The organism is Pseudomonas sp. TMW22080 (assembly GCF_022496745.1).
Classification (GTDB): Bacteria; Pseudomonadota; Gammaproteobacteria; order Pseudomonadales; family Pseudomonadaceae; genus Aquipseudomonas; species Aquipseudomonas bubulae.
In genome coordinates this window covers 932,185-958,929 of record NZ_SCFF01000001.1, presented here as the reverse complement: position 1 = coordinate 958,929, position 26,745 = coordinate 932,185, and the positions used below count along the sequence as shown (strand labels likewise).

Sequence of the window (26,745 nt, the reverse complement as noted above, 5' to 3'; positions counted from 1 at the left end):
CCCGGTGTACCTGACACACCGCATTGCCTGCATCGCGAGCAAGTCCGCTCCCACAGGGTTGATTTACGAAGCCACGCAGTACGGGTTACGTGGGTCGTGGTTCCAGTCCAGAAATGGCAGGCCATTGTTGTGTGGCACCATCTCGATACAGTCCTCCACCGGGCAGGTTATCTGGCACAGATTGCAACCCACACATTCATCGTCGATCACTTCATACCGATGTGTGCCGTCGGCCTGCTTCAAGCTGGCGATGGCCTGGTGCGAAGTATCTTCGCAGGCAATATGGCAGCGCCCGCAACCAATACAGGCGTCCTGATCGATCCTGGCGATAACCTGATAATTGATATCCAGATATTTCCAGTCAGTAGTATTGGCCACTGCACGGCCGGAAAAGTCCTCCAGGCTGGTATAGCCTTGACTGTCCATCCAACGCGACAAACCGTCTTTCATTTCTTCAACAATTCGAAATCCGTGAAGCATCGCTGCGGTGCATACCTGTACCGAGCCACAGCCCAGGGCAATAAACTCTGCAGCATCACGCCAACTGCCAATGCCGCCTATCCCGCTGATAGGCAAGCCTTTGGTCAGCGGGTCGCGGGCAATTTCCGCCACCATATTCAGGGCTATCGGCTTGACTGCCGAACCGCAATAGCCACCGTGGGTGCTCTGGCTGCCCACTACGGGTAGCGCCACCATGCGTTCAAGGTCGACACTGGTGATCGAGTTGATGGTGTTGATCAATGACACCGCATCGGCGCCGCCACGATGGGCCGCCCGGGCGCTAAGGCGCACATCGGTGATATTGGGCGTCAGTTTGACGATCACCGGCAATGAACAGTAGGTCTTGCACCAGCGTGTGACCATTTCCACGTACTCGGGCACCTGGCCCACGGCCGCGCCCATGCCGCGCTCCGGCATGCCGTGGGGGCATCCGAAATTCAGCTCGATGCCATCGGCACCGGTGGCCTCCACCAGTGGCAGGATGTATTTCCAGGACTCTTCTTCGCAGGGCACCATCAGCGACACGATAAGGGCCCGATCCGGCCAGTCCTTCTTGACCTGGGTGATCTCGCGCAAGTTGATTTCAAGGGAGCGATCGGTGATCAGCTCGATATTGTTGATGCCCATGACTTCGCGGTTGGGGCCGTAGTGTGCCGAGTAACGCGAGGACACGTTAACCGCGGCCGGGTCTTCACCCAGGGTTTTCCAGACCACGCCACCCCAGCCTGCCTCGTAGGCTCGTACCACGTTGTAGGCTTTGTCGGTAGGTGGCGCAGACGCCAGCCAGAACGGGTTGGGGGCCTTGATACCGGCGAAAACAATCGAGAGATCGGCCATTTATGCAGCCTCCTGATCAAGCATGAGTTGGGCATGCATGGCTTCTGCGGCCAGCTTGCCGTGTTGCACGGCCTGTACGGTCAGGTCTTGCCCCAGGGAGGTGCAATCGCCTCCGGCATAGACCCCGGGAATATTGGTGCGCAGGTGTTCGTCGACTTCGATGCGATCGCCCGCGCGCTTGAGTGTTTGCGCCAGCGGATCGCTCAGGGCTGCATCATCAAAGGCCTGGCCTATGGCCTTGAACACCGCGTCTGCGGCCAGCTCGAAGGTTTCACCGGTGGTCACCAGGCGCCCGTCTTCCAGGCGTGTGCGGGCAAAGCGCATGCCGCGCACCTTGCCGGTGTTGTCCAGCAACACGTCCTGTGGCTGTGCCCAGGTCATTAGTCGCACCTGATTGGCCTTGGCAATGTCCTGCTCGTGCCCGGTGGCACCCATGTCCTGCAGCCCGCGGCGATACACCAGATTCACTTCGCGAGCGCCAAGACGGGCCATTTGCACGGCCATATCGATCGCGGTGTTGCCAGCGCCCAGCACAATGCAGCGCTCGGCCAGGGGTAATCGGGTCAGGTCGTCGCTCTGGCGCAACTCGCGGATGTAGTCGGTGGCAGCCAGCAGCCCCGGAGCATTTTCATGGGGCAAACCCAGCTGGCGACTGGCAGCCAGACCCAGCCCGAGAAATACCGCATCGAATTGCTGGTGCAGTTCGCTCAGGCTCAGGTTGTCGCCCAAGCGCTGGCCGTGGCGCACTTCAATGCCGCCAACCTGCAGGACGAAATCCACTTCGCGCTGGGCAAAATCGTCCACCAACTTGTATTTGGCAATCCCGTACTCGTTAAGCCCGCCGGATTTCTCCCGCGCTTCGAAAATCACCACCTCATGCCCGTGCAGTGCCAGGCGATGGGCGCAAGCCAGCCCCGCAGGTCCGGCGCCGACCACCGCGATGCGTTTGCCGGTGGGCGCGGCACGCTTGAACGGATGCTCGCTGAACTGTGCATGATCGACCGCATAGCGCTGTAACAAACCGATCAGTACAGGCGCGCATTCCTGGCTGTTGTTGCGCACGCAGGCTTGCTCGCACAGTACCTCGGTAGGGCACACCCGGGCACAACTGCCGCCGAGGATATTGGCCGAAAGAATTTTCTGTGCTGCGCCCTGGATGTTTTCCTGTTGGATATTGCGAATAAACGACGGGATATCTATATCGCTGGGGCAGGCATTGACGCAGGGGGCGTCGTAGCAATACAGGCAACGTGAGCTTTCCAGCACGGCCTGGCGAGCATTGAGGGGCGGCGCCAGATCGGTAAAGTGGCTGGCCAGGACCTGCGCAGATTCATGGGGGTGGGGTAAATGGTTCAAGGACTTGATCACGGTGCTTACCTCAGGGGTGAGGAGATCTTTGTGCCTCTGTCGGGCAGTGTTTTTATGCTCAGCGTTTAACAGCCACCGGTTGCTGATGCTCGGCGCGCTTTTTCAGCAAGTCGAACACCGCAGGGTAGGCCGGGCGTTCGATATAGCGACCGGCTCCGCGTTCGGCCCGCAGGTCACCGTCAACCCACACCAGGCGACCCTGACTGATGGTATGACTGGGCACACCGCGTACGGTCTTGCCTTCAAAGATGTTGAAGTCGACATTTTGATGGTGGGTTTTGGCGGAAATGGTGCGGGTGCCCTGGGGATCCCATAGCACCAGGTCGGCATCGGCACCGGCCCGGATCGTGCCTTTGCGCGGGTAGATATTGAAGATCTTCGCGGTGTTGGTGGAGGTCAGCGCTACAAACTCCTGCATCGACAGGCGCCCGGTATTCACGCCTTCATCCCACAGCAGCGCCATGCGGTCTTCGATACCCGCCGTGCCGTTGGGGATCTTGCTGAAATCGTCACGCCCGGCGGCCTTTTGTTCGGCGCAAAAGCAGCAGTGGTCGGTGGCGGTAGTGTGCAGGTTGCCCGATTGCAGGCCGTGCCACAGTGCCTCCTGATGCCCGCGAGGGCGGAAGGGCGGGCTCATCACGTAGCCTGCTGCCGTTTGCCAGTCGGGATGCTGGTACACGCTGTCATCCAGCAGCAAATGCCCGGCCAGTACTTCGCCATATACCGGTTGGCCCTGACTGCGGGCGTAGGTGATTTCGTCGAGTGCTTCACGGGTCGAAACATGCACCAGGTACAACGGCGTACCGAGGGTCTGAGCGATGCGGATCGCCCGGCTGGCAGCTTCGCCTTCCACCTGGGAGGGACGTGACAGCGGATGGGCTTCCGGCCCCGTCATGCCCTGGGCCATAAGTTTGCGTTGCAGGTGGTACACCAGTTCGCCATTTTCGGCATGCACGGTGGGCACTGCGCCCAGCTCCAGGCAACGCTCGAAGCTGGCCACCAGGGTGTCGTCTGCGGCCATGATCGCGTTCTTGTAGGCCATGAAATGCTTGAAGCTGTTGATGCCGTGATGGCTGACCAATTCGGCCATTTCTTCACGTACCTGCTCGCTCCACCAAGTGATTGCGACATGAAAGCCATAGTCTGCTGCCGACTTTTCGGCCCAGCCCCGCCACTGATGAAAAGCCTCAAGCAGGGACTGCTGCGGGTTGGGAATGACAAAGTCGATAATCGATGTTGTACCGCCTGCCAGACCGGCCGCGGTGCCACTGAAAAAGTCTTCGCTGGCGACGGTGCCCATAAACGGCAATTGCATATGCGTGTGGGGGTCGATACCACCGGGCATCAGATATTGGCCGCGACCATCGACAACTTCGCAGCCTGGGGGAACATCAAGATCAGTGCCAATCGCGCGGACCAGACCGTCAGCGCAATATACATCCGCACAATAACTTTCATCATGGGTCACAAGCGTAGCGCCACGGATTAACAGCGACATACGGAGTTCCTCGAAGGCTGACCGGCTAGAGCCGGTTCTAACTGTTGTTATTGAAATTTAGTGGGAAGTTTGCATTCCTGCCACTGGTGACAGGAATAAAATCTAGAGGGTTGTTGAAGAATGATCAAACTTTATTTTTAACGAGGTTAGATATGTATAACTATATGATTTTTAAAGTTAATTATTTTAAATCACCAAAATGATGCACGGCCTCACCATTTTGACGCACTTGACAGGATTCAAATATAAGCGAACTTTCTTATGCGAAATCAGGTGCTTGAGCTTGCGGATGAAGGGAGGTGAGTCGATTAAGTTAATAAGCACGCACCGAAGTGTTTCGTTTGGCGATATAAAAAAACTGATAAAGGCCTTTAACGGGAATGAGAGTCATTTGGCTGGTGTTTAAAACGGTTTTAAAAGCAGCGTGTTGCCAGACATGCAGGACGGTTTTAGCAGGCGAGGGAAGTAACACGGCACAGTTCTTGATTGTTGCTGCCATGACCGGGCGGGATAGGCAAGTAAGTGTCCAGGCAAAGGAGCGCTTTGTGTCCATACGCAGCGCCAGGCAGTTCAACCAGGAGCAGCACAACAAGAGAGTGATCGACTATGCAACCGAGCAGATCAAAAGTCACCGAACGTAACGGTTTGTACGAACTGGATGCCGGGCCTGAAGTCCTCGATAGCCCCCGGTACAACCACGATATCGCCCCCACCAAAGTTCATGAGCGCACCTGGAACAAGTGGCATATCACTGCCTTGTGGGTCGGCATGTCCATTTGCGTACCCACCTATACCCTGGGCGGGGTTCTGACAGCCTATTTCGGACTTTCAGTGGGTGAGGCGCTGCTGGCGATTCTTCTGGCAAATATCGTGGTATTGATCCCGCTAACCCTCAATGCCTTTGCGGGCACCAAATACGGCATTCCCTTTCCGGTGTTGCTGCGTTCTTCCTTCGGCATTATCGGCTCCAACGTACCGTGTCTGATCCGTGCTCTGGTGGCCTGCGGCTGGTTCGGGATCCAGACTCTGTTCGGCGGTCTGGCCATTCACCTGTTTCTGGGCTCGGTGTTCGAGGGCTGGAAAAGCCTGGGCGGTACGGGTGAAGTGATCGGCTTCATGATTTTCTGGGCGCTGAACCTGTGGGTGGTATTGCGCGGTGCCGAGTCGATCAAGTGGCTGGAAACCCTTTCAGCGCCCTTGCTGGTGCTGGTCGGTCTGGGCCTGCTGGTGTGGGCACTGCCCAACGTGTCGATGAGCGAACTGCTGGCCCAGCCGCCCAAGCGCCCTGAAGGGGCCAGCGTGTATGGCTACTTTTTTGCCGGCCTGACTGCGATGGTCGGTTTTTGGGCAACATTGTCACTGAATATTCCGGACTTCAGCCGTTACGCAAAAAGCCAGAAAGACCAGATTCAGGGGCAGATTTTTGGCCTGCCGCTGACCATGTTCCTGTTCGCTGCCCTGGGCGTGGTGATGACAGCCGCGTCGGAAAAACTGGTAGGCGTTACCGTGTCCGACCCGGTCAGCCTGATCGGCCATATCCAGAGCCCGGGCTGGGTGGCACTGGCCATGGCGCTGATCATCATCGCCACGCTGTCGACCAATACGGCGGCCAATATTGTGTCGCCCACCAATGACTTCCAGAACATCGCTCCCAAGTTGATCAACCGCACCACGGCAGTGATCTTGACCGGCCTGGTGGGCTTGGCGCTGATGGCTCATGAATTGCTGAAGAAACTCGGCCTGCTGGTCTCGGATGTGAGCCTGGAAACCGTGTACTCCAACTGGTTGCTGGGTTACTCCAGCCTGCTTGGGCCGATTGCCGGGATCATGGTGGTCGACTATTTCGTTATCCGTCAGCAAAAACTCGACCTTGCCGGGCTGTACCGTGACGGGGTGTACCCGGCCTGGAACTGGAAGGGTTTTATCGCTTTTGGTGTACCTGTGGCGCTGACGTTGCTGTCGTTGGGCAGCAGTGCCTTCAGCTGGTTCTATGACTTCGGCTGGTTTACCGGGTCGTTGCTCGGGGCCGTGATTTATTACGGGTTGTATCGCCTGAACAGTCAGCAAGCAGAAGCCGTCAAAGGCACGGTTTGAAGCGCCTTCCTATAAAAACTGCCTGAGGAAACTATCATGAACGCCGCACACGACCTTCAGCAGCACCGCGCGCCATTGATCAACGGCGAGCGCCTGTGGGCCTCGTTAATGGAACTGGCCCAGCTGGGTGCCACGGTAAAGGGCGGTGTATGCCGCCTGGCCCTGACCGACCTGGACCGCCAGGCCCGGGATATTTTTGTACGCTGGTGTGAGGACGCCGGTTGCACCGTCAGCGTGGACGCCGTGGGCAATATCTTTGCCCGCCGCCCGGGGCGTAATCCAGACTTGCCGCCGGTGATGACCGGCAGCCATATCGACACCCAGCCCACCGGCGGCAAGTTCGACGGCTGCTTTGGCGTACTGGCCGGGGTTGAAGTACTGCGCACCCTCAACGACCTCAATATCGAGACTGACGCGCCGCTGGAAGTGGTGGTGTGGACCAATGAAGAAGGCTCACGCTTTGCGCCTTGCATGATGGGTTCCGGGGTTTTTGCAGACAAGTTTACCCTTGAAGAAACCCTGGCCAAAACCGATGCCCAGGGCGTGACCGTGGGTGAGGCCCTGAATGCAATTGGCTATGCTGGCAGCCGCCAGGTCAACGGCCACCCGGTGGGGGCCTACTTTGAAGCTCACATCGAACAGGGGCCGATTCTGGAGGACGAGCGCAAAACCATCGGCGTCGTACTTGGCGCCCTGGGGCAGAAATGGTTCGACCTCAACCTGCGCGGTGTAGAAGCCCATGCCGGGCCTACGCCCATGCACCTGCGCAAGGATGCATTGGTCGGGGCGGCGGCCGTGGTTGCCGCCGTCAACAAGGCAGCTCTTGGCCATCAACCCCACGCCTGCGGGACCGTGGGTTGCCTGCAAGCCTATCCGGGCTCGCGCAATGTTATCCCCGGTGAAGTACGCATGACCCTGGACTTCCGGCATTTGCTGCCCGAGCGGCTGGACTCGATGATCGAGCAAGTGCGTGGGGTGATTGAAGCCACCTGCGAGGAGCATGGCCTGAGTTTCGAACTGACTCCCACAGCAGACTTTCCGCCGCTGTACTTCAACCCTGATTGCGTCAACGCCGTGCGGGATGCGGCCAATGAGTTGGGCTTGTCGAACATGGATATCGTCAGCGGGGCAGGGCACGATGCTATCTTCCTGGCCGAGTTGGGTCCGGCAGGGATGATATTTGTGCCCTGTGAAGGCGGCATCAGCCACAACGAAATCGAAAACGCCGATCCCAAGGATCTGGCAGCGGGATGCGCGGTATTGCTTAAGGCAATGTTGGCGGCGTCGAAAAATGTAGCGCATTGATGCTTATTTAAAGATCCAGCACTTTCTCCTGTCTATGGGAGCGGTAAAAGCCGCTCCTGTTCCCATATTTTCTTGTTCTTTAGATGCCCGCGAGATCGAATATTTGTTTCGTGATGTTTCTTTTCGCCTGCTGTGTCGGCATTTTTGTATTTTAAGTTTGCGCAATAACAATGGCTTAGTTTTGTCCTAAAGATGATTCTGTAAGATGGTGTAGGATCTTTCTATGTATATTTGTTTGCGGCTATGGTCTCTTGAGGGTAATGTTTATTTGAGAGTTTGTTGAATTATTAATAACTGGGAAGTTATCAGGCTTAAGGTTGTGGGGGTTTTATGAATCTGGACGATATTGGCAATACACCACTCGTTGAGCTGATGCGATTTGCCTGCAATGGAGGTCGCTTGTTTTCGAAGTGTGAATATATGAATCCTTCTGGCAGTCATAAAGATCGAACTTATTTGAATATCATCACTTCGCTAGAGCGTGAGGGTGTCATTCGTAAAGGTATGACGCTGGTTGACTGCTCGACCGGTAACGGTGGGGCGGCGCTAGCCTGGATTGGAAAGAAGAAAGGTTATTCCATCAAAATATTCATGCCGGAAGGGATGACATGTGAACGTAAAGAGCAAATAAGAGCGTATGGAGCACATGTGGTCGAAACCCCCAAAGAAAGCTTTTTGGTAGGGGCCGTTGATGCAGCTAAAGAGTATGTGAAAAGTAAAAATTCTAGTGAGGTCTATTTCTTGGATCAGTCGAGCACGCTACTTAATAAGTTGGCCTGGCATACCTGCGGAGAGGAGATTGTCAAAGCGCTTGGTGAGTACAAAGTTGTACCGGATTATTTTGTGTGTTCTTTAGGTACTGGAGGCACGTTCTCGGGTATTGCTGAAGTCTTGAAGCGGCATTATAGAGATATTAAAACAGTCGGTATTGAGGTGGATGCTTCTGCTCCATTGTATGCCGCAAGGCAAGGGCTTGAGTTTGAGCATCGGTCGCATAATCTTATGGGGCTGGGAGCAGGTGTGTTGTCGATTAATACAATCCCTAACTTGATCGACGAAGTGGTTGTCGTGGATGGTGATGAAGCCTGGGAGCAGATGAGGTTGTTTGTGTCAAAAAATGAATATGGCATAGGGCCGACGTGTGGTGCCAACTTGTTAGTGTGTGAAAAGATAGCGGCTATGCAAAGAGGTTTAAATATCGTCACGCTTTTTTTTGATAGTGCGTGGAAGTACAAGAGCTGTTGGGATGGGGTTTATCCAACGTATACGGAGGTCAAATTATGCTGCTGAAAGAGGTATATGAGAGAGCTAAAGTAGTTAGTGTGGGGGCAACAAGAATTACAGTAAATGAATTTACGGATCAGCTGCCGGCTTTGAGGCCGGAGGTGCTCCTCGAAGCGGCACGTGGTGTCATTGAGGTCATGGATTGGCATGTTGATAAAATAGTGACGGAGGAAGATAAGGGCGCACCGCTGGCGACAGCAGTCTCCATATTGACGGGTATTCCAATGGCTATTGCACGATGGTACACATATAGCCTTGAAGATGTGAATGATGTGTGTGTGGATCTTGAATCAGAATATTATCAAGGGAAGCTTTACCTTAATGGAGTTGTTGCGGGTGATAGAGTGGTCATTGTCGATGATACTCTGAGTACGGGAGGTGCTGTTATATCGTTGGTGGAGGCTGTTCGGCGTAGTGGGGCTGAAGTGGTCGATGTCGTGTGTGCAGTAGAGAAAGTACAAAATAATGGTAGGGAGCAGGTTTTGAATAGTACGGGTGTTGCAGTTAAAACGCTCGTTAGGATTGTGTTGTCTGAAGATAGGGTTCGGGTGTTGGACTGATCCAGAAAAGCTCGCTAGGCGTGAGGGGAAGTAAGTAGGAAGGGTTGTCTATGAAGCCTGAAAACTTGGGTGTTATATTAGGGTTGTTCTTTTGTTTTATCAGCGCCGCCTTTGACGTGTATGTCGCGTTTATAACGCAGGTACTTGATACCCTGGTGGTTGTTTTCTATTGCTTTGTTTCGTCTGCTGCATTGTTTATGATGTACAGCCTCCGTGCAGGCAGGCATAGCTTGATGGACAAGATCCGGCAAGACTGGCCATTGGTGGTATGGATCAATCTGTCGGTATTGTTGAATTGGGGCGGTCTTTTTTATGCCCTGCGATTTCTGGAACCAGCGGTAGTAGGGGTAGCCTCAGTAGCCTGCGGCCCAGCATTGACTTTGCTGGTGTCGAGCTTTGTAAAAGGTGCTGGCAAGGCCACTGCACTCGAAACCCTGATTGCCGGATTGGTATTGCTCTCGGTTGCCATAATGCTGTTTCAGTCTTTGGTCGGGGAAAGTGGTATTTCTTCGACTTCCATAGAACAGAGAATTATCGGTATTGTCAGTGTAGTGCTGTGTGCAATGGGCACGGTATTTTATACGATTGTTTCCAAAAAGATGTTTTATTGTCGTTGGAAAACTTATGACATTCTGGCTGTGAGGAGCGTCATGATGGTAGTTGTTTGCAGCCTATTTATCAGCTTCAGCGACACCTCATTCAGTCTCGCCCCCCAGTGGATCTTGCCGCTGTCAGTTCTGGTTGTCGTCGGCCATCTGTTGCCTGTCTACCTTATTCAAAAAACCATTTTTCATCTCAGTCCAATAGCGGTGTCATTTGTATTGCTGACGTTGCCGGTTTTTACCTTGCTACTTCAATACCTGGATTCGCGGGTGGCGATTTCAATGCCGAGCATCCTGGCCGTCTGTCTTATTGTTGGACTGCTGGCCTGGCTGGCTATATCAAACAGGCGAGGTGCGAAATGATAAGAGTTGTAGTGGTTGACGGATTTTCGTCGGGTAAATTCCTGGCAAAGAAATTGTACGAAAATGAATGTGCTTTATTTCATGTTGCGTCCAGTTCTGATCTCGATGGCTATTATTATGCCGGATTTGATTCGTCTATTTACGAGCGATCCATCGTTCATACGGATACGACGTTCACGTTGGCGGAGCTCAGGCATTTTAATCCCGATGTTATTATTGCTGGGGCAGAAAGCGGGGTGTTATTGGCCGATCTGTTGAATGAACAGTTGGGGCTGGATTACGCCAATGAGTTTTTCAGGAGCAGGGCTCGCAGAAACAAATACGAGATGATTCAGTGCGTTACCGAAGCCGGTTTATCCGCCCCTGCCCAGTGCGCAGTGGATACGTGGAGCGACGGTAAAGACTGGGTGGCTGCCCATGGCAGGTTTCCGCTAGTCGTAAAACCCCTGGAAAGCGCAGGGGCGGACGGGGTTTATATTTGCCGCGATCTGGCAGCGTGCAAGGGGGCATTCAAGGCGCTGTTGGGTACGCGCAACAAGTTGAGTCTCGAAAACAGCCAGGTGCTACTTCAGGAGTATTTGGTGGGCACTGAGTATGTCGTCAATATGGTGTCCTTGAATGGGTATCAGTTGGTCACAGAGGTGGTGAAATACACCAAGCGTGTGCTGGAAACAGGCAGCATCGTATATGACATCGATCAACTGCTTGCTTGCACCGACGCTCCGTATGCCGAGTTGGTGGCCTATACCCGTAAGGTGGTGAAGTGCCTGGGTATCCGTAATGGCCCCAGCCATGCCGAGGTTATGTACACCGAGGACGGGCCAAAACTGGTGGAGATTGCAGCACGTACAGACGGGATTCTAAGGCCCGGTGTCTCGGCACTGACCACCGGTCTTGGACAGATTGATGCATGTGCACTGTCCATTACTCGGCCCCTTGAGTTTGAGCAGCTACTGGCCGGCAATCAGGACTATGTACTGTCCAGGCACACTTACAATGTGTGCCTGATCAATCATTCGGAAGGTGTTTTCTGTACCGGGGCATTTGTGCAGCAATTGCGCAGCCTGGCGTCTTTTTTCGAGGTGGTGTTCTACGTCGAAAATGGTCAGCGAATTGCGCCTACCCGGGATGTATTCAGTCAGCCGGGCACTGTTTATCTGGTTCATACCGATCTGGCGCAGATCGAAGCCGATTACGCTCGAATCCGTGAAATGGAAGCAGCCGGGATCTATCTACAAGAGAAGAAATAAGACAGACGCCCCAACCTGTGGGAGCGGGCTTGCCCGCGATGCAAGCACTGCGTTCTGTCAGGCAAATCGCGGTGTTGCCATCGCGGGCAAGCCTGCTCCCACTGATGCGCAGGGCGTCAGCCCTGCCAACCACCCCCCAACGCCGTCAATAACCCTACGCTGGCCTGTAACTGTCGGGTGTGCAATGCCTGCACCTGGCGCTGGGCCTGCAGGGCGGCAGTCTGTGCGGTGACTACGTCCAGGTAACTCACCGCGCCGGCTTCATAGCTGTGGGTGGCGATTGCCCGGGTGTGTTCGGCGGCGTTGGCTGCGGCCTGTTCATCGAGGCTTTCCTGTTGCAGGTCACGCAGCTGGGCGAGGTTGTCTTCAACTTCACGCACCGCGTGCAGCACCTGGCTACGGTAATGGGCTGATGCTTCTGCAAATTCGGCCCTGGCCTGGCGTTCCTGGCCATCGAGCCTGCCGCCGTCAAAAATCGGCAGGTTGATCAACGGCCCCAACGCCCAGAACCTGTTACCGGCAGACAGCAAATTGCCGCTACCCTGGGTTTGCCCGCCAAGCAGGCCGGTCAGGCTGAAGTCCGGGTACCAGGCGGCCTTGGCTACGCCGATCCCGGCATTGGCGGCGAAAACCCGGCGCTCGGCCGCGGCGATGTCGGGGCGCCGTTGCAGCAGGGTACTGGGCAGGGTGCGCGGTTGATCAGGCAGGTTTAGCGTTTGCGAGTTGGCCACCAGCTGAAAGTTGCTGGCAGGTTCGCCCACCAGTTCACCGATGGCGTGTTCGGTCAGGTTGCGTTGGGCGCGGACGTCATCCAGCTGCGCCTCGGCTTCGGCCAGTTGGCTTTGGGCACGGGTCAGGTCGAGTTCCGAGGCGATCTGCCCCTGATAGCGCGAGCGGGTCAGTTGCAGGGCCTGAGCGTAATCATCCAGCGAGCGGGTGAGGATTTGCTGCTGCGCATCCAGCCCGTCAAGTTGCATATACAGGCTGGCCAATTGGCGTTGCAGGCTCAAACGCGCGACGGCCAGGTCATCCGCCGAGGCCTGGGCTTGAGCATCACCCGCCGCCACCTGATTGCGGATTTTGCCCCACAGGTCGAGGTCGAAATTCAACGCAAACCCCGCCGTATTGCTGTTGTAGACCGATGGCTGGGTACTGCCGCGCAATGGACGGTTGTCCGATTGACGCTGGCGCAACGGCTGGCCACTGGCGGTAATTTGTGGGAACAGCCCAGCGTGCAACTGGCTGGCATACGCCTGCGCCGCATCGGAGTGGGCCAGTGCCGCGGCCAGATCCGGATTGGCCTTGAGCAACTGCTGTTGCAGGCTGTTCAGGCGTTCATCCTGGTATACCCGCCACCACTGTGGTGAGAGCTGGTCGGCAGGTTGCGCGCTGTGCCACGGGCCGTCGCTGGTTTGCTCACGGTAGTGCTCGGGCAACTTGAGGTCGGGTGTCTTGTAGCCTGGTGCCAGTGAGCAACCCTGCAACGCCAGGGTCAGTAACAGGGCGCTGCGTTTAAGCCTTGGCTGCATGGGGGGCTCCTGCGTCGGCCAGCTTGACCGAGTCGCCTTCGCGCAAGGCGTCGGGCGGATTGTCGATGACGGTGTCGGTGGCCGTAAGGCCTTGATCGATCACCAGTCGTTCGCCCAGATCAAGGCCGATATGGATCGTTTGCAAATGCACATGCCGGGCCTTGTCGAGCACTGCCACCTGTGTGCCCTGGGCACGGAAAATCAGGGCGCTGGCCGGGATACTGACGCCATGGGTATCGGCCGGGATCGACAGCAGCGCCTCGGCATAGTCGCCGGGCATCAGCGCGTCACCAGGGTTGAGGGCGACGAACTGGGCCATCAGGGTGCCGGAGCGCTGGTCAATTGCTGTCGAGTTGCCGATCAGTTTTGCATTGAACATTTGCCCCGGATGTTCCGGCACACTGAGTTGTACCTGCATGCCGGGGCGGATCACGCTGGCGTAGTTCTGTGGCACTGGCACATACAGGCGCAGCTGGTGCGTGTCGGCCAGATCGAACAGCTCGGTATCGCTGTCGGTGTCGGCCTTGATCAACTGGCCGATATCGGTATTGCGCGCGGTGATGGTGCCTGCAAAAGGTGCGCGAATGGTCTTGTAGGCTTCCAGCGTCGACAGTCGTGCGTAATCCGCCTCAGCGGCTTGGGCATTGGCCTTGGCGGCGGCAGCATTGGACAGCTTTTCGTCAGCCTCCTGGCGCGACACCGAATGGCTTGCCAGCAGATTTTGCCAGCGTGTGGCCGTAGTGGCCGCGAGCCGGGCGTTGGCTTGCTCCTGGAGCATATGGGCGCGGGTCTGCGCCAGTTGCTGATCCAGATCCGGACTGTCGATAACCGCCAGGACCTGCCCGGCCTTGACCTTGCTGCCAATGTCGGTTTGCCAGCTTTGCAGGTAGCCGTTGACCCGGGCATGGATCGGCGCCTTGCTCCAGGCCTCCAGATGCGCGGGCAGGCGCAGGGTATCGCCATGGGCGTTCTGCAGGGGCTGGAATACGTTGACAATCGGCAGTGCGGCCGCTTCGGTCCATTGGCTCACCGCGTGCTCATGGCGACTGCGGGCGGCCAGCCCATTGGCGACCAGCAAGGCGGCCAGGGTCAGGCCACCGATGCCCAGGTATATCAAGCGCTTGCGCGAGGGTTTTTGATCAGACGACATGGGAAGTTTCTCCAGCAGCAGCTCGATTTTTTTCACGGCCGTGCACCAGGCTAAAGACCACGGGCACGAACAGCAGGGTGGCAACGGTGGCTAGCATCAGACCGCCAATAACGGCGCGTCCCAGGGGGGCGTTCTGTTCTTCTGACAAGGCCAGCGGGAGCATGCCGATCATCATCGCCAGTGCGGTCATGCACACGGGTCTGAAACGTGTATAGCCCGCTTCCATTGCTGCCTTGAGAGCGTCGCCATGTTCGGCCAGGCGTTCGCGGCAGAAGCTCACCACCAGGATCGAGTTGGCGGTAGCCACCCCCATGCACAAAATAGCTCCGGTCAAGGCGGGCACCGACAGCGAGGTACCACTGAGAAAAAGCATCCACACAATCCCGGCCAGGGCCGCGGGCAGGGCAGTGATGATCACAAAAGGATCGAGCCACGACTGGAAGTTGACCACGATCAGCAAGTAGATCAGCACCACCGCGCCGAGCAGGCCGAAGCTCAGGCCGCTGAAGGCTTCATGCAGGGCATCGATCTGGCCGTGAAGGCTGATGATTGCGCCTTTGGGCCGCAGGTTGGCAGCGCCATCAATTACTTTTTGCACATCGGCCGCCACCGAGCCCAGATCGCGACCCTGAATATTGGCGTAGAGGTCCAGCGTCGGCTGAATGTTGTAGTGAGTGACCACGGCCGGGCTTTGCACACGGCTGATAGTCGCCAGCCCGCCCAGGATTTGTGACTGGCCGTTACTGCCGGTCACGGGCAGGGCTTCGAGGGCCGGCAGGCTGTCCAGACGATACTGCGGCGTTGCGGCTACCACACCATAAGACACACCGTTCTGCGGGTTGAGCCAGAAGGTCGGTGCCACCTGGGAGCTGCCCGCCAGGGAGGCCACCATGCTGTTGGTCACATCCCGTTCGGTAATCCCCAGGCCATTGGCGCGCAGGCGGTCCACCTTGACCTGCAGCGACGGGTAACCCACCGACTGCTGAATACGCAGGTCGGCAATTCCCGGTACATGTTGCAGGCGACGTTGCAGCTCCAGGGCATAGGCGCGGTTGGCCTCGTCATCACGCCCGGAAATTTTCACGTCCAGCGGAGCCGGTGCTCCGAAATTGAGGATCTGGGTGCTGATATCTGCAGGCATAAAGGCGAACTGGCTGCCGGGGAAACTCTCCGGCAAGGCTTCTCGCAAGCGTTTTACATAGTCAGCCGTCGGGCTGTGGCCTTCTTTTAGAGTCACCTGAATATCGCCGTCCTGCGGGCCGATAGTGCCACTGCTGCTGTAGGCCATATCGATGCCGCTAAGCGGAATGCCGATATTGTCGATCACTGTGTCCAGTTGCTCGGCCGGGATGATTTCTCGAATCCGTGACTCGATGCGATCGAAGTCCGCAGCGCTTTCTTCGATGCGCGTGCCCAGCGGCAAGCGCACATGCAAGGCCAGGGCACCGGCATCGGTGGCCGGGAAAAAGTCCTGGCCCAGGCTTGGCAGCAAGGCAAAGGAGGCCAGTACACAGGCCATAAAACCCAGCAGAAAGCGTTTGCGATTGGCCAGGGCCAGTTCCAGTACGGCGTAGTAAGCGTCCCGTACTGCCGAAAAACGGCGCTCGAATCCAGCCTGAAAGCTCAGCAGTGCACGCACTGGTGCCGAGTGCTGGCGGGTGTGCTGATCGCCCTCGTGATGGTTGATGTAGCCGTCTTCCGGGTGATGCCCTGAACCTTGTTCCGGCACATGTGGCTTAAGCAGAAACATCGCTAGGGTCGGCACCAGAGTGCGCGACAGAATAAAGGAACTGCCCATGGCGAAAATCACCGACAGCGCCATCGGCCGGAACAGATAGCCAGCAATGCCCTGCAACATGAACATCGGCACAAACACGATGCAAATACACAGCAGCGACACGAACGCCGGGCCGACAATCTGCTTGGCGCCGTCCAGGATCGCATCGCGCACCGACTTGCCTTGCTCGAGGTGCCAGTTAATGTTCTCGATGGTTACTGTGGCATCGTCCACCAGAATCCCCACCGCCAGCGCCAGTCCGCCAAGGGTCATGACATTGAGGGTTTGCCCGCTCAGGGCCAGCAGGGCGATGGCCGACAGCACGGCCAGGGGGATCGACACGGCAATGATCAGGGTGGAACGCCAGCTGCCGAGGAACAGCAGAATCATTGCGCTGGTCAGCAGGGCGGCAATGATGCCTTCCTGGGCCACGCTGCCCACCGATTGCTTGACGAATACCGAAGCGTCGCCCAGCAACGAAGTTTTCAGTGACGGCGGCAAGGTTTCGTTGATGCGCGGCAGCATTGCGCGAATACCGTCGACGATCGACAGGGTCGAGATATTGCCGTTTTTCAGCGCCGGCATCAGCACCGCACGATGGCCGTCGACGCGCACGATATTGGTTTGCGGCGGCGAGCCGTCACGTACGTGGGCCACTTGGCCGATGGTGATCAGCGCGCCATTGACGGTCTTGATCGGCAGGTCATTGAGTTCGTCGATGGCCTTGGGGCTGTTGTTGAGCAACACCGTGTATTCATAGGTGCCAAGCTTGGCGGTGCCCACCGGGATGATCTGGTTTTGCGCTGCCAGGGCATTGCCCACATCCTGTGCGGACAGGCCTTTGGCAGCCAGTGCCTGGGGGTCAAGGTCGAGGGTGATCTGGCGTTGCTTGCCACCCATCGGCGTCGGCATGGCCAGGCCCGGCAGGGCGCTCAGGGGCAGACGGATATTGTTCTGCACCAGGTCGCGGATTTTGGCTTCCGAAAGTGTCGGGCTGGAGAACGCCAGTTGCAGGATCGGCACCGTGGACGCGCTGTAATTAAGGATTAGCGGCGGGGTAATCCCCGGCGGCATCTGCTTGAGCACGGTCTGTGACACGGCGGTCACTTGCGCGTTGGCGGTGCGAATATCGACGCCGGGCTGGAAGAAAATTTTCACGATGCCCATGCCGGGCAATGACTGCGACTCGATATGTTCGATGTCGTTGACCGTGGTACTCAGCGAGCGTTCGTAGGTGTAGATCACCCGGCCGGCCATGTCGGCAGGTGCCAGGCCGGTGTATTGCCAGACCACGGCGACTACCGGAATGCCAATATCAGGAAATACATCAGTAGGGGTCCGCACAGCGGCAAGTGGCCCGATGATGCAGATGAAAATCGCCAGCACGATAAACGTGTACGGCTTGTGCAGTGCGGTCTTTACCAGCCCGAGCATGCCAGAACCTCCGAGGAGTGGAATTGCAAACCTCGGCAGTCTCACCGCTCAAACCTAACGTTCAGCTTTCAGCAACGTGAAGGATCCTTTAGGAAAGGGCTGAAATTCCCTTCATTTTCATTCATTTGGCGCAAGGCGCGAGGCGCCGCAAGCTTGCGGCCTACTCTATTGTTTCGAGGCTCGACTGCGATGAACCTTAAACCGCTTCTGCTGATTCCGTCCCTGAGCCTGGTGCTGTTGCTGTCGGCTTGTGCAGGGCCCATGCCCAAGCAGGACCCGGGCGAAGCCTGGATCGGACTGAAGGAAGAGGGCAACAGTGACCTGATGGCCGAGCGTGTAGACGGCAAAAGCATCAACGATGGCCGCTATTTTGAAGTCACGCCTGGTGCCCACCGGCTGGACGTGACCCTGTATGAAGGTGCCACGGGTGATGAAAACCAGGTGGATTGCCAGGGCAAGGTCAACTACAGCGGGTTTAAAGCGGGTGAGCATTACGAATTGATCGAATCGAGCCTGGGGCCTGAAGTGAGTGCACGCCTGGTGGATGGCCACGGCAAGGAAGTGGCCCACACGGCGGACTTCACCTGTATGCCGGGGTGAGATTGCGATCCCTGTAGATACGCTGTTGCCGGTCAACCCTGCCTGTGGGAGCGAGCCTGCTCGCTCCCACAGTTGAAATGTCCTTCAGACTTTGTAGCCACTACCGAAGGAACGAGGGCATCAAGTGAACGATTTGACGATTTTGCCCAGGGTCTCCATGGCCTTTTCGCAGGCAGCGTCCCATGGGCTGCCGTAGTTCAGGCGGATGCAGTTTCTAAAACGTTGGGTAGCCGAGAAGATCGGCCCCGGCGCAATGCTGATACCTTGGGCCAACGCCATCTGAAACAGCTTGAGCGAGTCCATTTGCTCGGGCAGCTCCAGCCACAGAAAGTACCCTCCCGATGGCTGGCTGACCCGGGTTTGTGCCGGGAAATAACGCCCTATCGCTGCCAGCATCGCGCTTTGCTGCTCTTCCAGGGCATAGCGTAATTTACGCAGGTGGCGGTCATAGCCGCCATGTTGCAAATAGTCGGCAATCGCCGCCTGGGCTGGCATGGAGGCGCACAGCGAGGTCATCAGTTTAAGCCGCTCGATTTTCTGCGCGTAACGCCCCGCAGCCACCCAGCCAATGCGATAGCCCGGGGCCAGGCTTTTGGCAAACGAGCCGCAATGCATCACCAGCCCTTCGGTATCAAACGCCTTGGCCGGCTTGGGCGGGTGCTGACCGTAATACAGCTCGGCATACACATCGTCTTCGATCAACGGCACCTGATGGTCACTCAGCAACTTCACCAGTGCCTGTTTCTTGGCCTCTGGCATGGTCGCGCCAATCGGGTTCTGAAAGCTGGTCATGCACCACACGGCCTTGATCGGGTGGCGCTCAAGGGTTTGTGCCAGCACGCCGAGGTCGATGCCATCTCGCGGGTGCACCGGGATTTCCACGGCCTTGAGCTTGAGCCGTTCCAGCACTTGCAGGCAGGCGTAGAACGCCGGGGCTTCGATGGCCACCAGATCACCGGGTTCGGTGACGGCCTGCAGGCATAGATTGAGGGCCTCCAGCGCACCATTGGTGATCAGCAGTTCCTCCATCGGCAGCATCAGCCCGCCGACCATATAGCGCAGGGCGATTTGCCGGCGTAATTGCGGGTTGCCGGGGGACATGTCGGTCACCACCATGCGCGGGTCCATTTCGCGGCTGGCGGTGGCCATCGAGCGGGCCAGGCGTTGCAAAGGGAACAGCATCGGGCTGGGGAAGGCCGAGCCAAAGGGTACGGTGTGCGGATCCTTGATCGAGTCCAGCACCGAAAACACCAGGGCGCTGACATCCACCTGGGTGGACTCGGTGACGTGGCTGCTGAACACTGGCTCGCAAAACGGACTGGGTGCATGGGTGTTGACGAAATAGCCTGAGCGCGGCTTGGCCCGGATCAAACCGCGACGCTCCAGCAAATAATAGGCTTGAAAAACCGTCGAGGGGCTGACGCCGTAGGTCTGGCTGGCATAGCGCACCGAAGGCACGCGCTGGCCGGGGCCGAGCACCCCGGAGCGAATCAGTTCGGCAATATCGTCGGCAAATTTTTCGTAGCGTTTCATGGAATAAGGCTCGGTCCGGCGTTGGGTTACTGGCGGGGCAATGGTGTGGGAGCGGGCTTGCTCGCGATGGCCTGACTGCGATTTGCCTGACACACCGCAGCAATCCTGTCGCGAGCAAGCCCGCTCCCACACAAAGTATTTGCAGCTTAACGGTTCAGCGGGGCAACAAAACGGCTTTTGGCCACACTGCGCACGCTCGGTTCATCAGTGTCAGTGACCACAAACTCGATGGTCTGCGAGCTGCTTTTCGGGCGCTCGGCCAGCAGGGCCACAGACACCGGTACGTCGACAATCTCGCCGGGGGCCAGGGTCAGTTCGGTTTTGCCCTGCAACTGGAAATCCTCGCCGTCCTGCAACGAAACCCGGTAGTGCTGAGGCTCCTGGGTCTTGTTGATGATTTTCAGGCTGTAGATATTCTCGATCTGGCCCTGGCTGTTCTCACGGAACAGACCGCGATCCTTGATCACATCCAGGGACACCATGGTGCGCATATTCAGGGCCATCACCAGCGCGCCGATCATCACCACCAGCACCACGGCATAGCCGATCAGGCGCGGACGCAGCAGATGGGTCTTGCCGCCTTGCAATTCGTGCTCGGAGGTATAACGCACCAGGCCCGGAGCGTAACCCATTTTCTCCATCACCGAGTCGCAGGCATCGATACAGGCCGCGCAGCCGATGCACTCCATCTGCAAGCCATCGCGAATATCTATCCCGGTGGGGCATACCTGCACACACATATAGCAATCGATGCAATCACCCAACCCGGCCTGCTTGGGTTCGACCCCGCGTTTGCGCGGGCCGCGGTTTTCGCCGCGGGCCACATCATAGGAAATGGCCAGGGTGTCCTTGTCGAACATCACGCTCTGGAACCGTGCATACGGGCACATGTGCATGCACACTGCCTCGCGCAGCCAGCCGGCGCTGATATAGGTGGCGCCGGTGAAAAACAGCATCCAGAACAGGCTGATACCGGCGATCTCCAGGGTCAGCAGCTCTGTGGCCAGTGGCCGTACCGGGGTGAAATAACCGACAAAGGTCAGTGCCGTCATCACGCTGATGGCCAGCCACAACGAGTGCTTGGCCGTTCGGCGCAGGATCTTGTTCAGGCGCCAGGGCGCTGCTTGCAGCTTTATGCGCTGGTTTCTGTCACCTTCGGTGATCTTTTCGCACCACATAAACAGCCAGGTCCAGGTGCTCTGCGGGCAGGTGTAGCCACACCATACGCGCCCGGCAAATACCGTGATTGCAAACAGGCCAAAGGCGGCAATGATCAGCAGTGCCGAAAGCAGGATGAAATCCTGCGGCCAGAAGGTAGCGCCGAATATATGAAACTTGCTTTCAGACAAGTCCCACAGCACTGCCTGACGGCCGTCCCAGTTGAGCCATACGGTGCCAAAGAACAGTAAAAACAACAGGCCTGCTCCCACGATTCGCAGTGTGCGAAACAGGCCGGTGAAACTGCGGGTATGAATCAGGTTGTCGCTGGACTTGTTATTGGTTTTTGCGGCTCTTGGTCGGGGAGCCTCAAATGATTCAAGTATCTGGACGGGAATTTGTTCGCTCATGGTCTTTCGCTCATCAGCCTCCATCAGGCCCGAGCACTATGCCCAGCGAACTGTTTGCATAACAGACTCAGTTATTTGAATTAAAAGCGGATCAGATGGCGCTTTCAGGCGGCCTGCGACAATCGGCTGCACCCGAGGTTCTGCCCCGGTTTTGCTGGCTTTGCACGCCTGTAACGCAGTTGGGTGGTACAGGGGGTGATCGGGGTCAAGAAAATCTGCGAATCACGGTCTGATGGGTTGTGATGACTTGTGCATGTCAGCCCCACATGCGGCCTTGATAAAGGCTTGATCGAGGGTGCTGGCCTGATAGTGATATTTGAACGCTTCACCGTCTTCAAAGTGTAGGAATTTCTGTTGGCTGATCATGTAAAAGCCTTGGCAGTTTTCGCTGATTTCATCGACATTGTGCGAGGACACAAGGATTGCCGCCCCGTCCTGTGCCGCACCGCGCAGGCATTGCCAGATATGAAAGCGAAATTCCGGATCTACCCCTGCAGTGGGTTCATCCAAAATGTAGAAATCAGCTGCGACCGACAGCAGTGAAACGGTGAAGAACCAGCGTTTTTCACCGTAACTGCACAGAGAGGATTTTTTGCTCCAGATCTCGTTATAGCGGTCAAGGATTCGAGGGCTCCAACGGGCCAGCTTCTCTTGTATATGGCATTTGTTAATGGGGGCGGGCGAGCAGAGTAAGGCCGTCATTTTGAAAATGTCATACATGCGCAACGCGGGAGGTGTCATTAGTGTCTGAGATAAATAAAGTTGTTGAGTAAAAGGGTTTATGATCTGGCCATTATCTGGTTTTTTTAAACCGCATAAAATATCAAAGAACGTGGTCTTGCCTGCACCATTAGGTCCTAGTAAACCAGTCATTGAGCCTGAGCAAACCTGCAGGCTAGCTTGGCTGAAAAGCGGTTTTTCTGGGTAGCGGAAATCAATGCAGTCTGCCTGTAAAATACTCATTAGTAGCGGCTCCATACTGGATTGATACGCAAGTACTTGCAGGCCAATAACAAGGCGATGATGAAGGTCGCAAAAATGCTGATAATGATTTTCCATAGCGGTTGTATGCCCTGTTGCATAATGCTTTTGCCAAGGCTTAGAGGGTTGAATAATTCAATTGGGAAATAGGTGGGTTCAGGAAGGGCAGCTTGTGCTACCCCGAGGGCAAGCATGATAAAAGATAAGATTGAAAAAACAGCGTTGGCCGTTTGGAAGTTGAGTGGTAGTGCGGTAATGAGCAGGCCGGGTGAGCAGAATAAAATAAAGCAACTATAAAATCGGATCATGAGTATTGAGGCTTCATAAGTGGAGTAACCCCCAAAAGGGAGCCGTGTCATCATGTAAAAAAACAAGCAGTACAAGCAGGCGATTGTGGAGTAAGCGATGAGTTGCGCTATCAGGAACACTGCTCTGGCGTGTGGCGTATAAATGAATGAACGGATGAAACCACTTTCTCGACGGCCAATGATATAAAAAGAAAATCCAAAGAACGCTACGCTTGAAGATATATAGGCATAAAACCATGCGGTGACAGCGCTGTAATCTTGATTGAAATTATCGTCTCCTTTCGAGTAGATCAGCAGATAGAAAACAGCACCGGGCGACAGTAATATCCAGAACAGTGCAGTCGGTTCCTTGAGCTGTTCCTTGATAAAAATCATAGCCAGTTGAAAGGCTCGAGATCCTGTATTCTTGTGCATGTGGTACCTGCTAAGGGAAGGGCACCATGTTTATTTGGCGCGAAGGGAGAATATCGCCCTGGAAAATGGCAGAGTAGTCATTGTCCAGGTTGATATGCCTTGAGTTGTTCATGTGCATAAAGAGTTGAGGTGATATGAATTTGCAGAAGACGCATCTCTTATCTTCAATATGTGAAGGTTTTAAGTATAGGTACCCTTGTATTTTCTGATGGGCCAATGAGTTGAGTAACTCGTTTGTAGTGAATCGCCGTGCGAGTTGGCTAGTAGAACGACAGCCTGCTTCGCATGAGGTGATTTCCTTGAAGGATTCGTAGGTGTTGCAATTGAAAAAATGCTTTAGGTAAGGATCTTTAAGCGTGTTCTTGTCGCCTTTGCAATGTGTAAATAAATTCATGAATCGGTAGGTTTGCCACAATTCTTCGAATGCTTTCTCCAAGGCATGTGTTTGCGTATCTGAATAGGCCATGCCGGTACAATAGTTGACATGATGGCTACGATTTTTTTGGCCATAACACGCGATTATGCACCGGCCTGGAAATGAGGGGTCGGAAATGTCAAAAGCAATAATGTCTCCCGCTTTGTTTAAACTGCTCGCCAGCGCTAAAATATTACTTTTCGTTAGTTGGTCTATTATTGATTGAGCGCTTATGCGTTTCTGGTAGTGGGCTGTGAGCCAAAAACGGTTTAAGAATTGGCGTTCCAGACATTCCTTGAGTGCGCAGAAAATCGCTTTTTTTGCATCCCAGTGGAAGCTGCACCCGCATGTGTCCCTCAATGGGTAAATGGTATTGTCTTCCCCCAAGCCGTAGTGTGTTAAAGAGAGGCATGCCGTGGGGATATAGCATTCAGTGAGATCAGATATTCGTATGACTTTTGTTAAGTGGTACGTATGTTCCAGCAAGTTATCCAGCTGACGTGTCGGATAAGACGTTTGCGAAAAGGCGTGTACAAATTGATAGGCTTCGTCCGGTCTCAGAGAATAGGTGAGCTTATTTTGTGTGTCTGAAAGAATTTCTGTATAAAAATGCTTTCTTTCGTAGTATTCACCCAAGGCCGTTTTCAGTGAGTTAGATCCACTGCCGATCCCGGATCCTGCCACAGACCAAGCATCACTGACTTCAGTGCAGGAAGGAAAGTCCAACATGCAAGCAGGTTGGCAGTAAAGTCTTCTTGGTACATGCCGAGTGGGATGCATACAGGTAATGTTCATTTGCCTTGACCTATAAAATGGACGCAGAGAGGGGAGAAAAGCGCTGGATTCAAACCCAGTGACTTACAGAGCATCGAATCAGTGAAACCGGACCATAGACGACATCTCAGATCGAGGGCCTTTGCTTGTAACTCAATAAGCATATACATCGAGCCTGCTTCCATAAGCGCTAGTCGGTAACCGCGATATCTATATTTGAAAAGGGTTTTAGGCCAGTATGCAACATAAACAAGTGCCAGGGCTGGGGTGCCTATGGTTGAAGGAGGGCAAAGTATTGAGTCTTTAAGGTGTTTGCTGCTTAAAGTATTCTGTACAGTTTCGAGTGCGCGCGAATAAGGTAGGAGATGGAGGACCTTTTCAACAAAAGGCCAGTGTTCAGGACTTTCATTTAAAGAACAAATAAATACTTCTACAGGGTACAGTGCCCCGCCGCTCGGGTAGCCGCGCTTGTGGTTGGTTGGATGGGTGTTGAGTAACGGAGAAATGAGCTGTTCAATTGTCGAGAATGCAATGTTGCTCTTCTTGAATGTGACGCAGGATTCATTTCTCATTAAAGCGTGATGCGTTATTGATGCCCTATGTAAGGGTGTGGACAGGTTCATGTCCGGGTACAGATGAAGCTCTTTACCTGTCAAACTATCCAGGTCGAAGGGGGTGAGTGAGTGCAGGTAACTCATATGCTTGAATGCGCTATGAAGGGTGTAGTTTCCCTTGTTGTGAAAGGCTTGAATGTCAGACAATACTTCGCTGTCTGTGAACTTCAAGTAGTAGTCATGTGGCATGGTGGTCATTTTATAGGCCTCAGGCAGTCACACATTTGCCAATGGGTAACGTGTTCTTCGGTAATTTGGCCATTAAATAAGTTGATGTGTGACGACAACATGATTCTGTCTTGGGTTCTATGTCCGGAGCCTGGACAAGTCCAGAGCTTTATTCGTTCTACTAACAAACCCGCCATCAGTGCGAATTGCAGTTTTGTCATTGGCTGTTCAGGCAGGGCAATATGGCTATCGGTGCAAAAATTGAACAGTGATGACCAGTTATTAAAGGTAGGGCGGACACGTTCCGTACGAGCTATGTTGTCAAAATTGCAAAAGTGGCACGGCCCCCCAATTTCGGATAAGTAGGGTTGGCTGATATAGAAAGAATCACCTGTTCGTAAGGCTACGCAGAGACAACAGGCCGGGTGCTTTTTTGCGATTTCGAAATAGATATGTTTGATCTTATGGTGGTCATATTTTGTTGGCATGATTATGACGAGGCTTTCGCTTAGCTGTGTCTGTTTGGTCAGATGTGTGTTGATGGGGAGTGCAAAGAAGGCCTCTTTGAATTCTGAATTGAGGATGTTGTCGAGTTCGCAGCCCCATTCGTGTGCGATAATAATTTTCTTGAAATGTTTTTCAGTAACCGCTTTGATGTGAATTGCTTGCTCCAGGAAACTGAAAGCTTCATCCGGAGCAAGGTTGAATTCTTCGAGCGTGTGCAGTATGTGTTTCTTGGTTTGCTGCGTTGATGTGAGAGTGCTCAGTTTATGCAGCGCTTTTATTAGTGGGCGAGATTTGATAGTGGTCACCCCCTTCTCGGAAATGACTATTGTGTGCTCCTTTAATTTGATGACTTGAAACTCTGAAATGATCAAATTCATGGTTGTTGCGCCGTGATGGTTAATAAATGAGGTTTCTGGTAGGGCGCCAGAAACCTCACGGGCTAATCCTCTTGCAGAGGGTTTATTGCGTTGCCACCACCGCAACCGCCGCTTCCCCCGCTTCCGCCATTGCATCCGCCGCCGCCCCCACATCCGCCGCTTCCGCCGCAGCCCCCTGCGCTACCTGAACCTCCATTATTTACTTGAGAGTTAACATCGAAGTCGGATTCTTTGTTAAACAGGAAAATAATTTCGCCAAACTTATTGTTCATATTGATAGCTCTGTAGTGTATTTTTTGTGTTTTGTGTTTTGTGTTTTGTGGTCTGGGGCCAAAATAAGTCTCAGGCAAGCGTAGGTTTAATACTTGATTTCAGTATTGTCAAAGATCCTCATCTGTAGTTTGAGATTATTCCTACAGCAAAAGAGGAGTGTTACTTGCTAATTAATAGCACTCGCTGTAGCGCTTGCGGCGATCTAAATTTTTTGTTTGAAAGATATTTATATATGTTGTCTGGAAATATTAAAAATTTCAAACGCTTGTAAGTGTTTTCTTTTTTCGGGCTGGTATGTTTAAAGGGATATTTGTAAGGCTGTTCTGTAGTATGGCAATTGCTTTTTTTTCAAAAAAAGGGACGAGCGGCATGCTGTTTGAATGTGCGCTGCAATACCGCTCCTTGTTAATTGCCGTAATTAGAACTTTTCAGTCTTTACCTTTCGCGGCACTTGCTCACAGGGCGGGTCACCCATGGGTTGCGGGTCACGCTCGGGCGGCTCCTGTTGCGGTTGTGGCTCGGGAACGGGCGGCAAAGCTGGCTGGTCGATATTGGGGTCAGGGGTTTCAGGTGCAATGGGGATACTCATCACGATGACCTCTCGGTGGCGGGATGTAGAGGGCTGTCGGAAGGTTGACCGTGTGATGGCAGGTTTGATTCC

At 54.9% G+C, this 26,745-nt stretch carries 22 protein-coding genes; 7 read left to right on the top strand and 15 right to left on the bottom strand.

Going from position 1 to position 26,745, the window contains the following annotated elements; translation table 11 throughout:
* Nucleotides 1–63: 63 nt before the first annotated feature.
* The 4 genes from preA to EQV96_RS04080 form a co-directional block, all read right to left on the bottom strand.
* On the bottom strand, nt 64–1,338 hold the full coding sequence (gene preA / locus EQV96_RS04095) for an NAD-dependent dihydropyrimidine dehydrogenase subunit PreA (RefSeq protein ID WP_095018827.1): 1,275 nt from the start codon (nt 1,336–1,338) through the stop codon (nt 64–66).
* Nucleotides 1,339–2,706 (bottom strand): NAD(P)-dependent oxidoreductase, encoded by a 1,368-nt coding sequence (locus tag EQV96_RS04090; protein WP_095018828.1) that lies wholly within the window; start codon nt 2,704–2,706, stop codon nt 1,339–1,341.
* 58 nt (nt 2,707–2,764) lie between these two features.
* The gene (hydA, locus tag EQV96_RS04085; protein WP_240881410.1) at nt 2,765–4,204 is read right to left on the bottom strand and encodes a dihydropyrimidinase; all 1,440 of its coding nucleotides are present in this window, start codon (nt 4,202–4,204) and stop codon (nt 2,765–2,767) included.
* Nucleotides 4,205–4,517: 313 nt separating this feature from the next.
* Complete coding sequence (locus tag EQV96_RS04080; RefSeq protein WP_240881408.1) at nt 4,518–4,757, bottom strand: hypothetical protein; 240 nt, start codon at nt 4,755–4,757, stop codon at nt 4,518–4,520.
* 53 nt (nt 4,758–4,810) lie between these two features.
* Here EQV96_RS04080 and EQV96_RS04075 point away from each other — a divergent pair, with 53 nt between their 5' ends.
* The 6 genes from EQV96_RS04075 (at nt 4,811) to EQV96_RS04050 (ending at nt 11,662) form a co-directional block, all read left to right on the top strand.
* On the top strand, nt 4,811–6,298 hold the full coding sequence (locus tag EQV96_RS04075) for an NCS1 family nucleobase:cation symporter-1 (protein ID WP_095039160.1): 1,488 nt from the start codon (nt 4,811–4,813) through the stop codon (nt 6,296–6,298).
* A 36-nt stretch (nt 6,299–6,334) separates the two neighbouring features.
* A complete protein-coding gene (locus EQV96_RS04070) occupies nt 6,335–7,603 on the top strand; it encodes a Zn-dependent hydrolase (protein ID WP_095002358.1) in 1,269 nt (422 codons plus the stop codon).
* A gap of 330 nt (nt 7,604–7,933) precedes the next feature.
* Complete coding sequence (locus EQV96_RS04065) at nt 7,934–8,893, top strand: PLP-dependent cysteine synthase family protein (protein WP_240881406.1); 960 nt, start codon at nt 7,934–7,936, stop codon at nt 8,891–8,893.
* A complete protein-coding gene (locus tag EQV96_RS04060) occupies nt 8,884–9,447 on the top strand; it encodes a phosphoribosyltransferase family protein (protein ID WP_095018887.1) in 564 nt (187 codons plus the stop codon). The genes EQV96_RS04065 and EQV96_RS04060 overlap by 10 nt, the downstream gene beginning before the upstream one ends.
* Before the next feature lie 50 nt (nt 9,448–9,497).
* Nucleotides 9,498–10,412, top strand: coding sequence for a DMT family transporter (locus EQV96_RS04055; protein WP_095024269.1), 915 nt, complete (start codon nt 9,498–9,500; stop codon nt 10,410–10,412).
* A gap of 11 nt (nt 10,413–10,423) precedes the next feature.
* On the top strand, nt 10,424–11,662 hold the full coding sequence (locus tag EQV96_RS04050) for an ATP-grasp domain-containing protein (protein ID WP_240881404.1): 1,239 nt from the start codon (nt 10,424–10,426) through the stop codon (nt 11,660–11,662).
* Nucleotides 11,663–11,778: 116 nt separating this feature from the next.
* On the opposite strand, the gene EQV96_RS04045 is transcribed toward EQV96_RS04050, so the two are convergent.
* Genes EQV96_RS04045 through EQV96_RS04035 form a run of 3 tightly spaced genes read right to left on the bottom strand, consistent with a single transcriptional unit; the run spans nt 11,779 to nt 17,552 of the window.
* Nucleotides 11,779–13,191 (bottom strand): efflux transporter outer membrane subunit, encoded by a 1,413-nt coding sequence (locus EQV96_RS04045; protein WP_240881402.1) that lies wholly within the window; start codon nt 13,189–13,191, stop codon nt 11,779–11,781.
* Entirely contained in the window at nt 13,175–14,341 is a 1,167-nt protein-coding gene (locus EQV96_RS04040) for an efflux RND transporter periplasmic adaptor subunit (RefSeq protein ID WP_095002363.1), read from the bottom strand. Before EQV96_RS04040 ends, EQV96_RS04045 begins: the two co-directional genes overlap by 17 nt.
* A complete protein-coding gene (locus EQV96_RS04035; protein ID WP_095018836.1) occupies nt 14,331–17,552 on the bottom strand; it encodes an efflux RND transporter permease subunit in 3,222 nt (1,073 codons plus the stop codon). The genes EQV96_RS04040 and EQV96_RS04035 overlap by 11 nt, the downstream gene beginning before the upstream one ends.
* 189 nt (nt 17,553–17,741) lie before the next feature.
* Between EQV96_RS04035 and EQV96_RS04030 the strand changes: the two genes are divergently transcribed.
* Complete coding sequence (locus tag EQV96_RS04030) at nt 17,742–18,152, top strand: hypothetical protein (RefSeq protein ID WP_095018837.1); 411 nt, start codon at nt 17,742–17,744, stop codon at nt 18,150–18,152.
* A gap of 120 nt (nt 18,153–18,272) precedes the next feature.
* Here the strand turns inward: EQV96_RS04030 and mapR are convergent, their stop codons facing one another.
* The 8 genes from mapR to EQV96_RS03990 all read right to left on the bottom strand — a co-directional run bounded on the left by mapR (nt 18,273) and on the right by EQV96_RS03990 (nt 26,673).
* Nucleotides 18,273–19,685, bottom strand: coding sequence for a GntR family transcriptional regulator MpaR (mapR, locus tag EQV96_RS04025; protein WP_095002453.1), 1,413 nt, complete (start codon nt 19,683–19,685; stop codon nt 18,273–18,275).
* Nucleotides 19,686–19,831: 146 nt separating this feature from the next.
* On the bottom strand, nt 19,832–21,253 hold the full coding sequence (ccoG, locus tag EQV96_RS04020) for a cytochrome c oxidase accessory protein CcoG (RefSeq protein ID WP_240881400.1): 1,422 nt from the start codon (nt 21,251–21,253) through the stop codon (nt 19,832–19,834).
* A 222-nt stretch (nt 21,254–21,475) separates the two neighbouring features.
* Nucleotides 21,476–22,216, bottom strand: a complete 741-nt coding sequence (locus EQV96_RS04015; protein ID WP_095025076.1) for an AAA family ATPase — start codon at nt 22,214–22,216, stop codon at nt 21,476–21,478.
* Nucleotides 22,216–22,956, bottom strand: coding sequence for an ABC transporter permease (locus EQV96_RS04010; protein ID WP_095002368.1), 741 nt, complete (start codon nt 22,954–22,956; stop codon nt 22,216–22,218). The genes EQV96_RS04015 and EQV96_RS04010 overlap by 1 nt, the downstream gene beginning before the upstream one ends.
* Nucleotides 22,957–22,966: 10 nt before the next feature.
* Nucleotides 22,967–24,166: a YcaO-like family protein gene (locus EQV96_RS04005; RefSeq protein ID WP_240881398.1), complete on the bottom strand. Its 1,200-nt coding sequence runs from the start codon at nt 24,164–24,166 to the stop codon at nt 22,967–22,969.
* Complete coding sequence (locus tag EQV96_RS04000; protein WP_240881395.1) at nt 24,163–24,957, bottom strand: SagB/ThcOx family dehydrogenase; 795 nt, start codon at nt 24,955–24,957, stop codon at nt 24,163–24,165. Before EQV96_RS04000 ends, EQV96_RS04005 begins: the two co-directional genes overlap by 4 nt.
* Entirely contained in the window at nt 24,954–25,946 is a 993-nt protein-coding gene (locus EQV96_RS03995; RefSeq protein ID WP_240881394.1) for an McbB family protein, read from the bottom strand. The genes EQV96_RS04000 and EQV96_RS03995 overlap by 4 nt, the downstream gene beginning before the upstream one ends.
* Nucleotides 25,947–26,502: 556 nt before the next feature.
* On the bottom strand, nt 26,503–26,673 hold the full coding sequence (locus EQV96_RS03990) for a hypothetical protein (protein WP_170943739.1): 171 nt from the start codon (nt 26,671–26,673) through the stop codon (nt 26,503–26,505).
* Nucleotides 26,674–26,745: the final 72 nt, after the last annotated feature.